10 protein-coding genes are annotated in these 14,886 nt (G+C 49.9%); 6 read left to right on the top strand and 4 right to left on the bottom strand.

The genetic code is table 11. The features are described 5' to 3' along the window. Nucleotides 1-159 precede the first annotated feature (159 nt). On the bottom strand, nt 160-3,327 hold the full coding sequence (gene putA / locus CWI84_RS11255; protein ID WP_126842687.1) for a bifunctional proline dehydrogenase/L-glutamate gamma-semialdehyde dehydrogenase PutA: 3,168 nt from the start codon (nt 3,325-3,327) through the stop codon (nt 160-162). A 228-nt stretch (nt 3,328-3,555) separates the two neighbouring features. Between putA and CWI84_RS11250 the strand changes: the two genes are divergently transcribed. Beyond that, nucleotides 3,556-5,043 carry a CYTH domain-containing protein gene (locus CWI84_RS11250; protein WP_126842686.1) on the top strand — a complete coding sequence of 496 codons (1,488 nt, stop codon included), beginning with the start codon at nt 3,556-3,558 and terminating at the stop codon, nt 5,041-5,043. Beyond that, nucleotides 5,043-7,883: a bifunctional [glutamate--ammonia ligase]-adenylyl-L-tyrosine phosphorylase/[glutamate--ammonia-ligase] adenylyltransferase gene (gene glnE, locus CWI84_RS11245; protein WP_126842685.1), complete on the top strand. Its 2,841-nt coding sequence runs from the start codon at nt 5,043-5,045 to the stop codon at nt 7,881-7,883. Before CWI84_RS11250 ends, glnE begins: the two co-directional genes overlap by 1 nt. Here the strand turns inward: glnE and CWI84_RS11240 are convergent. The 3 genes from CWI84_RS11240 to tolC form a co-directional block, all read right to left on the bottom strand. Then, nucleotides 7,866-8,591, bottom strand: a complete 726-nt coding sequence (locus CWI84_RS11240; protein ID WP_126842684.1) for a TcpQ domain-containing protein — start codon at nt 8,589-8,591, stop codon at nt 7,866-7,868. The genes glnE and CWI84_RS11240 overlap by 18 nt on opposite strands. 17 nt (nt 8,592-8,608) lie before the next feature. After that, nucleotides 8,609-9,550: an LpxL/LpxP family Kdo(2)-lipid IV(A) lauroyl/palmitoleoyl acyltransferase gene (gene lpxL / locus CWI84_RS11235; RefSeq protein WP_126842683.1), complete on the bottom strand. Its 942-nt coding sequence runs from the start codon at nt 9,548-9,550 to the stop codon at nt 8,609-8,611. A 123-nt stretch (nt 9,551-9,673) separates the two neighbouring features. Further along, nucleotides 9,674-11,044, bottom strand: coding sequence for an outer membrane channel protein TolC (tolC, locus tag CWI84_RS11230; protein WP_126842682.1), 1,371 nt, complete (start codon nt 11,042-11,044; stop codon nt 9,674-9,676). 184 nt (nt 11,045-11,228) lie between these two features. Here tolC and CWI84_RS11225 point away from each other — a divergent pair, with 184 nt between their 5' ends. The 4 genes from CWI84_RS11225 to parE all read left to right on the top strand — a co-directional run bounded on the left by CWI84_RS11225 (nt 11,229) and on the right by parE (nt 14,880). Beyond that, nucleotides 11,229-11,870, top strand: a complete 642-nt coding sequence (locus CWI84_RS11225; protein WP_241968791.1) for an NUDIX domain-containing protein — start codon at nt 11,229-11,231, stop codon at nt 11,868-11,870. Between the two features lie 13 nt (nt 11,871-11,883). Continuing rightward, entirely contained in the window at nt 11,884-12,324 is a 441-nt protein-coding gene (locus CWI84_RS11220) for a DUF1249 domain-containing protein (protein WP_241968790.1), read from the top strand. Next, the gene (locus tag CWI84_RS11215) at nt 12,321-12,899 is read left to right on the top strand and encodes a YqiA/YcfP family alpha/beta fold hydrolase (RefSeq protein ID WP_126842681.1); all 579 of its coding nucleotides are present in this window, start codon (nt 12,321-12,323) and stop codon (nt 12,897-12,899) included. The genes CWI84_RS11220 and CWI84_RS11215 overlap by 4 nt, the downstream gene beginning before the upstream one ends. An 88-nt stretch (nt 12,900-12,987) precedes the next feature. After that, nucleotides 12,988-14,880: a DNA topoisomerase IV subunit B gene (gene parE / locus CWI84_RS11210; protein ID WP_126842680.1), complete on the top strand. Its 1,893-nt coding sequence runs from the start codon at nt 12,988-12,990 to the stop codon at nt 14,878-14,880. Nucleotides 14,881-14,886 lie beyond the last annotated feature (6 nt).

Below are 14,886 nucleotides of genomic sequence, written 5' to 3'. Positions count from 1 at the left end.
AGAGGAAGCCTAGGTATGTTATTCAAAGAAAACCGACCGAGGCCATCAAGACCAAGGTCGGTTAAACTATCCAAAACCCGCTATCCGGTGAATCGCAATGCTGCTCCGCTTAAGTGAACAGCATTGCGCGCTTAGGCGGGCTTTTGCTTCGCGTTAGGTTTAGTCACCGAGCGATAGTAGGGTAGCGTTGCCGCCTACTGCGGTGATGTTATCGGTACGCGTTTTCTCGGTAATGAAGCGGGTGAGGTAGTGTGGGCCACCGGCTTTTGGTCCGGTACCTGACATGCCGCGACCACCGAATGGTTGCACGCCAACTACTGCTCCGACTTGGTTACGGTTAATGTACACGTTACCGACATCGATTTTGCTAGCGACTTCGCGAGCAAAGGTTTCGTTACGGCTGTGAATACCGAAGGTCAAACCGAAACCGGTGTTATTGATACTGTTGATCACGTCTTCCAGCTCGCTGGTTTTGTAGCGAATCACGTGCAAGATTGGACCAAAGTTCTCTTTGACCAGTTGGTTAATACTGTCGATTTCGATTGCCGTTGGTGCGACGAAGGTTCCGCCTTGGGTGTAATCTGGCATTGGGGCGCGGGCAATTAATCGGCCGGCCTGCTGAATGTCAGAAATATGCTGTTCCAAGTTAGTTTTAGCGATACCGTCGATGACCGGACCGACATCGGTCTCGTGCAACATTGGGTCGCCCACTTGCAGCTCTTCCATTGCTCCACGTAGCAAATCGATGACTCGGTCAGCGATGTCGTCTTGCACATAAAGCACGCGCAAGGCTGAACAGCGTTGCCCCGCACTGGTGAAGGCACTAGCAACTACATCGGTAACGACTTGTTCTGGTAGCGCAGTTGAATCAACCATCATCGCGTTTTGACCGCCGGTTTCGGCAATCAGTGGCACAATGGCACCAGTACGTGCGGCTAATGCGCGGTTGATCGCTTGGGCGGTGTAGGTTGAACCGGTAAAGCATACGCCCCCGATGTCTTCTTGGCTGGTCAGGTAACTACCGACTTCGGCACCGCTACCTGGCATGTAATGCAAGACATCACCTGGAATACCTGCTTCTAACATTAATTGCACGGCACGGTACGCAATCAATCCGGTTTGTTCCGCTGGCTTAGCGATCACGGCGTTACCGGCTGCTAATGCTGCAGCGATTTGGCCGGTGAAGATAGCTAATGGGAAGTTCCACGGGCTGATGCAGATAAAGGTTCCGCGACCTTCGACAAACAACTCGTTGGTTTCACCCGTTGGTCCAGGTAACTGAATTGGGCCGCCCATCAATTCCCGCGCTTGGTTAGCGTAATAGCGACAGAAGTCGACGGCTTCGCGAACTTCATCGATACCGTCTTGCAAGCTTTTACCGGCTTCAATGGAGCATAGCGCAATCAGCTCGTTGCGGTTAGCTTCAAGCAGATCGGCGAATTTTTCTAACGCTTTTGCGCGCTCTTCAACATCGGTATCGCGCCAGCGACGATACGCTTTGTTGGCGCTTTCTAGTGCTTGCTCTGCCAGCTTTTTGTCGCCCCAATAGATGGAGCCAGCGTGTTTAGCGGTCTCTTGCGGGCTAGTGATTGACACATGGTGGTCGGTTTCTATGGTTTTACCATTAACAATTGGGCCACCTTGCCACTGTTTGTCACGGTATTGCTGCACGGCAGCAATGAAATCGTCTGCTTGTGAGTGAATATTCATATTCATTCCTAACGAGTTGGTGCGGTCGCCATAAATTTCTGGCGGCAACGGAATTTTGCTATTAGCGAATTGCTCATGACGGCTCAGGGTTTTCAGCGGGTGAACAGCGAGTTCACTTGCAGCTACCGAGGGGTCAAGCAACTTGTGCACGAATGAAGAGTTGGCGCCATTTTCCAGTAAACGGCGAACCAAATAGGGGAGCAAGTCACGGTGTTTACCGACCGGTGCGTAAATCCGCACGGTCATCTCCGGATCTTGTTCTAACAGCGTGTCATATAACGAATCGCCCATGCCGTGTAGGCGTTGGAATTCGATACGACGCTGGGTGGCTTCATTCATCTGCTGAATAGCAACCACTGTTTGGGCATTGTGAGTTGCGAACTGCGGATAAATCGCGCCGTCGGTATCCTCACTCATCAAGTATCTTGCACAAGCAAGGTACGACACGTCGGTATTGGCCTTGCGAGTAAATACCGGATACCCGCTAATACCGTTCTGCTGCGACCATTTAATTTCGCTATCCCAGTATGCGCCTTTAACTAAACGTACTGGAATCTCGTCGCCGCATTCACGTGCCAAAGCTGTGATCCAACAGAGGGTCGGCAAGGCACGCTTGGAGTAGGCTTGCACGACCAGTCCGAAGCGCGGCCAGCCTTTACAAACGCCGCTGCGATAAACTTTTTCGAACAGCTCTAGCGACAGCTCGTGGCGGTCGGCTTCTTCAGCATCAATGGTAACGCCGACATCGGCTTCTTTCGCCAACTTCACCAAGTCGGTCAGTGTCGTCGCTAGCTCGGTTAGCACGCGCTCATGGTTGGCGCTTTCGTAGCGCGGATGTAGTGCCGACAATTTGATAGAAATCGTTGGTCGCGGTGCCTTAGGATTGTTGAACTTCTCTTTGGCAACGGTCTGTATGGAGTACACATACTCTTCGTAATAACGTTTCGCATCCGCTGCGGTTAACGCCGCTTCGCCCAGCATGTCGTAGGCGTGGGTATAGCCCTTATCGCGGTTAGCGCGACTTTCTTTTAGGGCTTCCTCAATGGTACGCCCTAAAACGAACTGCTTACCCATTATTTGCATTGCCGTATAGGTGGCTTTGCGCACCATCGGCCGACCCATTTTACGGATCAAGCGGCGGAAGGCGTTTCGCGGTGTTTCCATCGGCTTTCCGGTGGGATTAATAACACCGTTGGTTAAGGCTAGTGCCCATGTACCAGAATTCACCAACCATGACGCGCTTTGCCCCATGTGCTTTTGCCAGTCACCACCAGACAACTTGTCTTGAATGAGCGCGTCGGCGGTGTAGGCGTCTGGGATGCGCAGCAGCGCCTCCGCCAAACACATCAAAATGATGCCTTCTTTGGTATCCAGACTGTACTCTTGCAAAAACGCATCAACCACGCCACTGCCGGCGTGATCACGGACTTGCTCAACTAGTTTAGTTGCGCGCTCGGTAACTGCGCTAACGCTGTCGTCATCGTTTGGAACCAACGCAAGTAACTCTTTCATATAGTCATTTTCGTCGACAATGTAGTTGTCGGTGACTGCTTGCTGAAGGCTGCGGAGGTCATCCGCTTGATGACGCTTGGTTAGCACCTCACTCGCTTTGAACATAGCATCTCCTGTAAAGCCAGGCCGAAGCTCGGCGTGCTTCCCCAACGACGGGAATCGGGCGCAAGTATAAGCTTATTTTCGCGCCGGTAAAGCCTTGTTTTCGATCTCACCGTGCAATTTTTCTACAGTAGTGTCAAGCAGAGTCACAACCCCTGTGTATTGACCCTGTGACGGCTAGGCTTTACCTTTAAGCACTTACCCTTTCACTTAGCCTGGAAGCGCCAAAATATGTCGCAAGAATTGGAACTCAAATTAGTTATCGAGCCCTCGCGTAAATCGGCCGTACTCGAACTGTGTCGGCAATTAGCGAAACAGCAACCAGAAGATTGCTTGTCGCTGGCGAATGCGTACTTCGATACCGACGATTTACGTTTGCGACAGTTTGATATTGGACTACGTATAAGAAGCCAAGAAGATCAAAAAGAACAAACAGTTAAGCTTGCAGGTCGAGTCATAGGCGGGCTCCACGAGCGGCCTGAGTACAATGTGAAAATTGATCAAAAGCAGCCAGATTTACGCCTTTTTGATGAACAAATTTGGCCGGAAGATTTCCCGTTAGAAGATGTTCAGCGTGAGTTGCATTGTATTTTTGAAACCGATTTCACTCGTCACCGCTGGCGTATTCCCAGTGAGCAAGGCGTCATCGAGTTGGTGTTCGACCAAGGCACCATTCACGCAAATGACAAGCAAGAAACCATTTGCGAGGTTGAACTGGAGGTTCAAGGGGGCTCGGTACAACAGGCGTTCCGTATGGCTCGTCAACTGATTCAGAAAGGCGCTGCCCAAGTGGGCAATCTCAGCAAGGCAGCGCGCGGTTACCTTTTGGCTGACAAGAGTGTATTGGAGCCTTTTACCCAAGCGCATTTTGTTGCGGTTAATCAACAGGACAGTATCGCTCAGGGGTTGTATCGCTCATTGGAGTACTCCCTGCGCCATTGGCAGCACAACGACGCTTGCTTTAATCGTCACGCCACGGTGCGTGCCGCGGCAGGCATAGCCGACGGTGTGCAACTGTGTAAAGTGGTGCTACAACAACTGGCGAACTTAGACATTGATGTTAGTGAGCAATTACTCCGGATTGAGGAGATCTTATCGCACTTTTCTTGGTTGCAGCAGTACGATGCGCTAACCGAACTGACGGCGGAAGACGGTGCGTATCACCGTGCACTAAAACGTTACCCAGCCCTTTACGAGCAATTAGAGAGCTTGCAGCAACAGGTGATGCAATTATCGAACACCAAGACTTTCTGCCAAACTAAGGGCTACCAGTTAGCGTTGCTGGAGCTCGGTCAATTGTTGATTGAGCAGCCGCAGGTAGAAGCCATGCAGGAGCCACTGCCGGCATGGTCTACGCAGTTACTCAAAAATGATTGGCAGCAGGTTGTCGACGCGTTCAACAAGGAGGATAGCCTGAGTGTCGAACGCTACACCAAGTTGCGACCGTCGTTGTTGCACAGCCTGCGCTTAGGCTATTGTTTTGGGCAATTATTCGATGAAGAGGAACGCGAGACATTCCGTGCGCCTTGGTTGGACTTAGCCCGCGGTATCGGTGAGATTTCGGCGTTACAACAATTACGCTCATGGATTAAGGACCACGACGAATTGAGTCGGGAGAAACTGACCAACTGGCAAGAAGTTCAGCGCGAATCATTGTTATTGGCCTTGGAATACTCTCGTAAAGCCGCACTGAAAAAAGAGCCGTATTGGTTGCATTGATGGCGAAAAGGCATTTTGACATAGCGCCGCAACTGGTTGCTGAGGCGAATGCGCGTTGGCAACGTTGGCTACAGCACTCATCTGCTGCCGAACAACTGACAACGGAACAGCAGCAAAATGTACAGTGGCTGTTTGCTGTGAGTGAGTTTGTTGCCCGCAGTGCTGAACAAATGGCCGATGAATTTCTAGATTGCTTGGATAAATCGCTACCGCACCCGCAACAATACGCCAAGATTGTTAGCCAACGTCTCGCTGACTGTCAAACCGATAAGCAGTTAGGGCAAATACTGCGACAGTTGCGGCGCCAGTGGATGTGCCAGCTCTGTATTGCTGACTTAGAACATCAACTTCCTTTGCGCGATGCATTAACACACCTAACCGCGATGGCGGATGCTTTCATTGAGCAAGCGTTGGCATGGCTTTACGATAATTTTTGCCAACGTTTTGGTACACCGTATTCGGAATCTGGTGAACAGCAACACTTGTTGGTGATTGCCATGGGCAAACTCGGTGGTGGTGAGCTGAACTTTTCCTCGGATATTGACTTGATATTCAGCTATCCAGAACAGGGGCACACTACGGGTGGCAACAAGGCGCTGGAAAATAATGTGTTCTTTACTCGCTTGGCGCAGGCGTTAATTGCTGCGTTAGACCAACAGACGCCCGAGGGTCGGGTTTTCCGCGTCGATATGCGATTGCGACCTTTTGGTCAGTCAGGGCCTCTAGTTTCTAGCTTTAGCGCGCTTGAACATTACTACCAAGAACAAGGGCGGGATTGGGAACGCTATGCCATGGTTAAAGCTCGCGTCATTGGCGGCGAACGCCAGCAACAGGCGCTAGAAACGCTGCTTCGGCCTTTTGTTTATAGACGTTATATCGACTTTAGCGCGATTGAGGCGCTGCGCAAAATGAAGCTGTTGATTCAGCAGGAAACGCGACGTCAAGGCGCTCAGGATAATATCAAGTTGGGGCGTGGAGGCATTCGTGAGGTTGAGTTTATTGTGCAAGCCCACCAGTTAATTCGCGGTGGTCAAGAAAAGCGTTTGCAGACGCGCTCGCTGTACCAAGCCTATGAAGGGCTGAAGCAATTGCAAATGATGCCAACAGAAACCGTCGACCGATTACTCCAAAGCTACGAATTTTTGCGCACTGTTGAGCACCGTCTGCAACAACTCAACGACGAACAAACACAGCAATTGCCGACCAACGAAGCAGACCGTCTGCGCTTGGTCAGTAGTTTCCAATATCGTGATTGGGATGCTCTATACGAAGCCATTAACCAGCATTGTGATTATATTCATCAGCAGTTTCTTTTGGTGGTAGGTGAACAGTCCGAGGAGGACGAGGAAGAGCCAGAGTTACAGGTACTGTGGCAAGACATGCTCGATGACGATGCCGCTATTGAATTATTGCAACAGCAACAGGTAGAGAATCCACTGGTCATCTGGCAAACCTTGCAGGCTTTTCGACTAGATGCGCGCAAGCGTCATTCAGGGCCAAGAGGGCGCCGTGCGCTGGCTCGTTTGGTGCCATTACTGTTGCGCAATATTCTCGACCATCAACACCCTGAACAGGCGCTGGATAGAATTCTGGTGGTCATGCGTAAGATTATGACACGTACCGCCTACGTCGAGTTATTGGTGGAAAACCCCGGCGCCCGTGAGCAACTGATCAAACTGTGCACTGCAAGCCCGTGGATCACCCAACGCTTGGCCCAGTTTCCACTATTATTGGACGAGCTCATCGACCCTCAGCAACTCTATCAATTGCCAGCGCTTGACCAGTATGGGCAGCTATTGCAAGAGTATTTGGTGCGTATTCCGGAACAGGATTTAGAGACTCAAATGGATGCCCTGCGCCAAGCAAAGCAAGCATTACAGCTAAAAATTGCCGCGGCGGACATCAGTGGTGGTGTGGAACTGATGAGAGTCAGCGATCACTTAAGCTTTCTTGCCGAAGCAGTCATTGCCGAAGTGGTTGATATGGCGTGGTTACAGTTGGTCGCGCGCCATGGCACGCCACCGGGTTGTAGTCGCGAAGAAAAGCACTTTGCGGTTGTTGCTTACGGCAAGTTGGGCGGCCTTGAGCTTGGCTATGGTTCCGACTTAGATTTAGTGTTCGTTACCGACGCGGATTATAGCGGACAAACCGATGGTGCTAAGCCGATTGATGTTCAACAGTTCTATTTGCGGCTGGCGCAGCGTATTTTACACCTGTTTACCACTCGCACTGTGACAGGCGTGCTGTATGACGTCGACCTGCGTTTACGGCCGTCGGGGACGGCAGGCTTATTAGTCACCCAGTTACAAAGCTTTGCGCGCTATTTGAGTGAAGAAGCGTGGACGTGGGAATTGCAAGCACTGGTGCGAGCACGTTGTGTTTACGGAAGCCGCGGATTGCAACGGGCGCTGCAGGACATTCGCCAACAAACCCTGATGAAGCCACGCGATCCGCAGCAGTTGCGCGAGGATATTTTAGCCATGCGAGAAAAAATGCGCGGCCATCTGCGGCAGTCGAGCAGTCATCAACAGTTCGACCTGAAACAGGATCCTGGAGGCATTACCGACATTGAATTTATTACGCAGTTTCTGGTGCTCAAGTATGCTCACCAATATCCAAGTTTGGCGCACTACAGCGATAATATTAGGATTCTCACGGAAGCAGAAATACAACAGCTGCTAGCAGCAGAGCAAGCACAGAATTTAATGGCAGCTTACCAGATTCTTCGTTGTGAATCGCATGCGTTAGCGTTACAAGATGAACAAGCATTGAGTTCCCACGACCTAAGCCAAGAGCGTGATGCCGTATTGGCCTGTTGGCGCTCAGTGTTTCAACTGTAGATTGGTTTTAGCTTGCGCTTTAGGCGCTTGCGGCTGTTGTTGGTTTGGGTACAGCAAGCGCTCTACTGGTGGGCAGTCGTGGGTCATGGCTTTCACATCTTCCGCCTCGGTGACTACCAAAGTATTCTGTGGAAAGCAGTAGTATGCGTGTACCGGTACCATGAAGTCGTGTTTTACCGTTTCGGCAACTTGGTTAACCGCGCCGACAAAGGTGTCATCGATATTAAAGGGGGATTTAACGATATAATCGCGGCTTAACCACCAAATAAAATTAACATGGTAGTCACGCGCAATCTCCTCGAGCCGTTGCTTAATGGTTTCCCCTTCCATAAACCAATGTTGGTCGGGCTCTCCGCGCCAATCTTTATCAGCATCATTGCGCCGAGGCAGAGATGCAATAACCTGCTCTAAGGTCTTTTGCGATTGCGCCAGTTCAATCACGTAAATACTCGAGTCATTAGCGCCCGGTGTCAACGACGTGGCAATGTGACTAAAGAAGCGTGAAATCTCATCGTGCAAATTTTTTATCGGTTCTTCGCGAACCCGCGGTCGCTCGGCAAAACCGATCGATTGGCCGTCGATAACAGCGGTGTCAGTGCCCGTTGCCCATTGCTCTCGGAGAATAATTAACAATAAGCCGATAATGATCACTAAAATAATAATGGTGATCTGTGATGCGGTTAATGTCTTGTCACGCTGCTTTGGCAAGCAAGCCTCCTAGCCAGTTACGAGTAGTAGCTTGGCATGTCTTTTTCTGGTCGAGTTTTAAAGCGCCGATGAACCCAGAGGTATTGACTGGGGGCTTGTAAAACCGCTTCTTCAACCAGTTGATTAATACGGGTTACATCTGCTTTATCGTCGCCACTGGGGAAGTTCTCCAATGGTTTATGAAAATACACATCGTAACCTTTGCCATCTTTGCGCCGGTAACAGGTGCTGGCCATCACTTTACAGCGTGCATTGGCAGCAAACAATAATGTACCTGTGGTGGTTGAGGCATCAGGCACGGCAAAAAATGGCACGAATTCTACCCGTTTGCGACCGTAATCTTGATCCGGAAGGTAGGCCGAGATCTCACCATGATCAATAGCGGAAAGCATGCCCTTTACATCTTTTTTACGAATCAAGTATTTGTTTGAGCGACCGCGTCCGCGGGTTTGGAGAAACTCCATTACCGCGTTGTTATGTGGCCGATAGAGACCAACCGCCGGTTGAATGAAACCCTGTAGGCGGGCTTGCATTTCCAAACTGAGAAAGTGAAATAGCAGTAATAGTACTCCCTCTCCATCTTGTTGAGCCTGCTGTAAATACTGCTGGTCATGAATAAAGAGTTTGCGCTTTACGCGCCAGTCTGGCCACCACCAAGCCATGCCGATTTCGAAGTAGGCGACCCCAGTATTTTGCATATTTTCTTTAACCAGCGCTTCAATTTTGTCTTCTGACCAATCGGGAAAGCACAGCTGCAGGTTGCGTCGTGCAATGTTTACACGGCGTTTCATGAACTTATAAAACAGCGTACCTAAGCCTTTGCCCATCGCTATTTGCAAGCGATAAGGTAACCACGAAATAAGGTACAAAATAATCACACCAACCCACGTTAGCCAAAAGCGAGGGTGGAGAAAGCGCCATTCGAAAGGGGGTTTTTTATTGGGATGATGTTTTGCCACAAGCGGTCTTTATCTGTTGCTGTTATCTCTGATGGCTATAGTATGCCTGAGTTTTCAAAGAATGAAAAAAAAAGGGAGCCACGAATGGCCCCCAGGATGCAGTCATTATTAAGAAAACGTTAATTACTGAGCCGTCTCTTTTAAGCTGGCATTGATAGCCAATAAGTCTTCTTCGCTAATATTTCCCGCGGCTTGTTCAAGGGTCAAGATCTGACGGATGTAACCGTAGCGTGCCTGCGACAAGTTACGCTTAGCGTTGTAAAGGTTACGGGTACTATCTAATACGTCGACGATAGTACGAGTACCCACTTCAAAACCCGCCTGCGTCGCTTTTAACGCACTTTCTGCTGAAACTACAGCTTGCTCAAAGGCGTTGATACTGGCGAGTGAGGCAACGACGTCATAGTATGCAGAACGCACATTACGTTGCACATTACGGTACACTTGTGTCATCTGTTGAGAACTCGCAACGTAGTTAAAACGCGCTTGTTCAACTTCTGACGAGGTACGGAATCCAGAGAAAATCGGTACGTCAACTTGCACACCGATGGACTTGGTGTCTAGCGTTGGTAAATCGGTGGTTTGCTCTTGGTTCTGAATCGAAATAGTACTCTCAGAATTCGAGGCAGAGTAACGTGCCTGCAGTGACACTGTTGGATAATGACCCGTCTGTGCTAAATCAATTTGTTGTTGAGCGATTTCGACACCAATTTTTTCAGCCATCAAGGACAGATTCTTTTCTTCGGCAATTTTCACCCATTGTTGCACTTCAGCCGGCTGAGGCTTAGCTGGAGAAAAGCTTTTGGTGTCGAGTGTGGCTAAATCGTTGTGTTGTTGCCCAGTGATTTCACGTAAACCTTCGCGCGCTACCAAAACCGCATTTTGTGCTTTGATTTCACGCGCCACAGCACTGTCGTATTGCGCTTGTGCTTCATGGACATCGGTAATTGCGGTTAAACCTACAGAAAAACGCTGTTTAGTCTGCTCTAGCTGGCGCGCGATCGCTTTTTTTTCTGCTTGTGCAAAGGCTAAATCGTCTTTTGCTTGCAACACGGCAAAGTACGCATTCACAACCCGGAGCATCAGCTCTTGTTGAGCATTGCGATAATTGACCTCTGCTTGGTAGGCTTGTTTATCTGCAATATCAGCGTTTTTCCAGACACCCCAATCAAAAACGCTTTGATTCAGCGTTACGCCGTAATCGAACGAGGTTGAATCTAGGTCGTAAGTAAAAAGCTGGCCGCTATCGTTCGCCTGCACACTTTCCCGCATTGACTTGTTGTAACCTACACTACCGGTCACTTGTGGCCAAAACGCTGAGTCGGCGATATCAATTTTTTGTTGCGCAGCATTTTTTAGTGCTGCCGCACGCAGTAAGGTTGGGTCGTTCTTTAGTGCTAACTGATAAACGTCTTTTAAGTCATCGGCACTAGAGGTCATCGAAACAGAACCAAGAGCTAAACCGACCAACGCTGATAATAAATGCTTTTTCATTTTCAATGAGTCCCTATTGCAAAAGGATGTGGTGCTCGATCAATAGAACCTATTTTACATACACCCGTGAATGATTACTAGTTTATCTGTTTAGTCGCCGCACCTTAAGGTAAAGTTGGTAAAAGAACTTGGCTAAGTGTAACAGAATGTTGAAATCGGACATTAACAGCAAGCAGGTGACGCAGTGAATGGTACGAAATCAAATAATAAAGCGATCGGCGAACGCGCTGAATTTTCTTTGGATGATGTAGAAGTTAAGGCTAAACAGCCCTTATATCAAGGCTTTTTAACGACGGAAAAGTGGACCTTAAGGCACCGCTTATTTGCTGGGGGATGGACGCCTTGGATAGAGCGCGAAGTGATGCGGCGCGGGCACGCGGTGATGGTGATTCCGTATGACCGTCAGCGCGACGAAATGGTAGTGTTGGAGCAGTTTCGTGTTGGCGCAATGGAAACCAGTGATAGTCCTTGGTTGTACGAATTTGTCGCAGGAATGATTGATGAGGGAGAGACCTTAGAGCAAGTGGCGATGCGTGAACTGTCTGAAGAAACCGGAATCCAACAGGCAGACTTGACCTATGCGTTAAGCTATTTATCAAGCCCCGGAGGAACGACTGAGCGTATTCATATCTACATCGCTGATGTTGATGCGAGCCATGGTCACAAATTGGCGGGTTTGGATGCCGAGCATGAAGACATTAAAGTCCATCGCTTGGCGCGAACCGTAGTGATGGATATGCTAGAGCAAGGCAAGATTGATAATGCCGCCAGTGTGATAGGATTACAGTGGTTTCAACTACATCAACAGCAATGGTTAACAAAATAACGAGGAAGCTCACTTGAATAGCGCAGTAAGCCGTTCCCAGCGTCGCTATGTGGTCGATGTTGCGGGACTGCACCGATTAGCAGAGATGAATTATGCCCAGCTAGTTAGGCTGATGCCCGATGACCGCGAGGAGCCCTGCCGGGTCCGTATCGGAGCCAGTGGTTGTTATTCGATCTCGCTAGTGACCGAATCGCGCTACACCTCTGACGTGCGTATTGAACTGCAACAAAAGTCGGTTGCTGATTATTTGCAGCCGCGGCTGGTGGTGCGGCTTTACCATGACGCGAGAATGGCCGAAGTGATCGAAACACAAGGTGTATCGCGGCTCGCGGCGAATTATCCGCAACCCAATAAAGCCATGCGACATGCCGACGAAAAACACCAGAGCAATCGTTTTCTGGCGGATTGGTTGCTGCTCTGTAGACGCCATGGTGAGGCAGAATTAGCCCTATGACTGACGCGTCGCAGCGGGCGCATTGGGTTGTGCTACATGGTTTCGAAAGCTCTCCGCAGTCACAAAAAGCGCAACAGTTACGACACTGGGCTGAGAACTTCGGGCACAGTGTCGAGATTCCGCAATTGCCGCCTAAATGGCGCGAAATGAGCGATTACTTTAACCAACAGGCACCGCGCTGGAGTCAACCGAATGTGGTATTTATTGGCAGCTCCATGGGCGGTTTGTGTGCTCATGCTCTGGCTAGCCGCTGGCAAAGGCGCGCGGTGTTGATTAACCCGTTGGTTGATTTGAGCGAAATTATGCAGTCGCGAGCAGGCTCGCGTTTTCATCCATACTTACAGTGTCAATACCAGCTAACCGCGGACGATGTTGCAGCACTGGCAGAGTTGGCAGAACAACGCAGCGATGAGGTCGATGCTTTGGTGTTAGTACAAAGTGCCGATGAGGTATTGCCAGCTGAACTGACACGCCGTTACTATCAACGCCAGCGAATGATATTTGAGCATGGCGGTGATCATCGTTTTCAAGGATTTCAAAAATATAGCAAAGCGATTGCGCAATTTTGTCGCTGAACACTTCAAATAGCACAGAGTTAATTGTACATTTGTAGACATTCTCACCATGGTCAGCAAGCGACCGAATAATGATAAAAAGAGACGCATGACAGACTATAAAGCGGATTCAATTGAGGTACTGAACGGTTTAGAACCGGTCAAACGCCGTCCAGGGATGTATACCGATACCACGCGTCCCAATCACTTAGGCCAAGAAGTCATTGATAACAGTGTCGACGAAGCGTTGGCAGGGCATGCGCGTAATTTGACCGTAATCCTGCACCAAGATCAGTCATTGGAAGTTATCGATGATGGCCGCGGTATGCCCGTTGATGTGCATCCTGAAGAAGGGCTACCTGGCGTTGAACTGATCATGAGCAAACTCCACGCTGGGGGTAAATTCTCTAATAAAAACTACCAGTTTTCGGGTGGTTTGCACGGCGTCGGTATCTCAGTCGTGAATGCGCTCTCTACACGGGTAGAATTGACCATTCGGCGTGATGGCCAAGTTTATGAGATGGCTTATGAGAATGGTGATAAGGTCAGTGATTTAACCGTTACTGGAAGTTGCGGGAAGCGCAATACCGGTACCCGGGTGCATTTTTGGCCAGATCCAAAATATTTTGATTCCGGAAAATTTTCGGTATTGAAGCTGACCCATATCCTCCGAGCAAAAGCGGTGTTGTGTCCAGGTTTAACCATTACCTTCCGAAACAAGGTCGACGACAACGAAACGCAGTGGTGCTATGAGGATGGCTTGCGAGATTACCTGCGTGAAGCCGTACGCGAACTAGAAACACTGCCGCAAGACCCCTTTATTGGCCAACTCAATGGCAAAACTGAGGCGGTCGAGTGGGCGGTGACGTGGTTACCAGAGGGCGGCGAGTCGGTGGAAGAGAGTTACGTCAACCTGATTCCGACGCCGCAGGGTGGGACCCACGTTAACGGTCTACGCCAAGGCTTGCTGGAGGCGATGCGAGAGTTTTGCGAGTTCCGTAATTTGCTACCACGCGGCGTCAAACTGACGCCAGACGATATCTGGGAGCGGTGTAGCTACATTCTGTCGGTCAAGATGCAGGATCCACAGTTTGCTGGGCAAACCAAAGAACGCCTGTCATCGCGGCAGTGTTCAGCATTTGTATCTGGTGTGGTGAAAGACGCCTTCAGCCTCTGGCTTAACGAACACACTGAGCAAGCGGAACTGCTGGCTGACCTGTGTATCAACAATGCCCAGCGGCGCTTGCGCGCGGCTAAGAAAGTGGTACGGAAAAAGGTCACGCAGGGCCCTGCATTACCGGGCAAACTGACCGACTGTTCAAGCCAGGATCCAGCCTTGGGTGAGTTGTTCCTGGTAGAGGGGGACTCTGCCGGCGGCTCGGCGAAGCAGGCACGTGATCGCGAATATCAAGCGGTGATGCCCTTGCGCGGAAAAATTTTGAACACCTGGGAAGTTGATCCTGGGCAAATTTTAGCGTCGCAAGAGATTCATGACATCTCTGTTGCGATCGGGGTCGACCCCGACTCGATTGATTTGGAAAAACTGCGCTACGGCAAAATTTGTATTCTTGCCGATGCCGATTCTGATGGGCTACATATAGCTACCTTGTTATGTGCGTTATTTGTTAAGCACTTCCGTCCGCTCGTAGAAAACGGCCATATTTTTGTGGCGATGCCGCCACTGTACCGTATTGATGTCGGTAAGGAAGTCTTCTACGCACTTGATGAAGAAGAAAAACAAGGGATTTTAGACCGCATTGAAGCCGAGAATCGCAAAGGCAAAGTGAATGTCCAGCGCTTTAAAGGGTTGGGTGAAATGAACCCGCTGCAATTACGCGAAACTACCATGGACCCGAATACTCGTCGGCTGGTGCAGTTAACCATCGACGACGCGGAAGCGATGGAAGAAATTATGGATATGTTATTAGCGAAAAAGCGCTCCTCTGACCGTCGCGACTGGTTAGAGAGTAAAGGCAATCTTGCCGATCTGGCGGAAGTATAACGAGGG

The sequence above is a fragment of the Idiomarina tyrosinivorans genome, from assembly GCF_003987475.1.
Classification (GTDB): Bacteria; Pseudomonadota; Gammaproteobacteria; order Enterobacterales; family Alteromonadaceae; genus Idiomarina; species Idiomarina tyrosinivorans.
This window is presented reverse-complemented; position numbering and strand designations above follow the sequence as displayed.

What these genes read in the sequence shown, in the direction of transcription:
- putA (WP_126842687.1), bottom strand. Translation starts at nt 3,327, where the DNA reads ATGTTCAAAGCGAGTGAGGTGCTAACCAAGCGTCATCAAGCGGATGAC.
- CWI84_RS11250 (WP_126842686.1), top strand. Translation starts at nt 3,556, where the DNA reads ATGTCGCAAGAATTGGAACTCAAATTAGTTATCGAGCCCTCGCGTAAA.
- glnE (WP_126842685.1), top strand. Translation starts at nt 5,043, where the DNA reads ATGGCGAAAAGGCATTTTGACATAGCGCCGCAACTGGTTGCTGAGGCG.
- tolC (WP_126842682.1), bottom strand. Translation starts at nt 11,044, where the DNA reads ATGAAAAAGCATTTATTATCAGCGTTGGTCGGTTTAGCTCTTGGTTCT.
- CWI84_RS11215 (WP_126842681.1), top strand. Translation starts at nt 12,321, where the DNA reads ATGACTGACGCGTCGCAGCGGGCGCATTGGGTTGTGCTACATGGTTTC.
- parE (WP_126842680.1), top strand. Translation starts at nt 12,988, where the DNA reads ATGACAGACTATAAAGCGGATTCAATTGAGGTACTGAACGGTTTAGAA.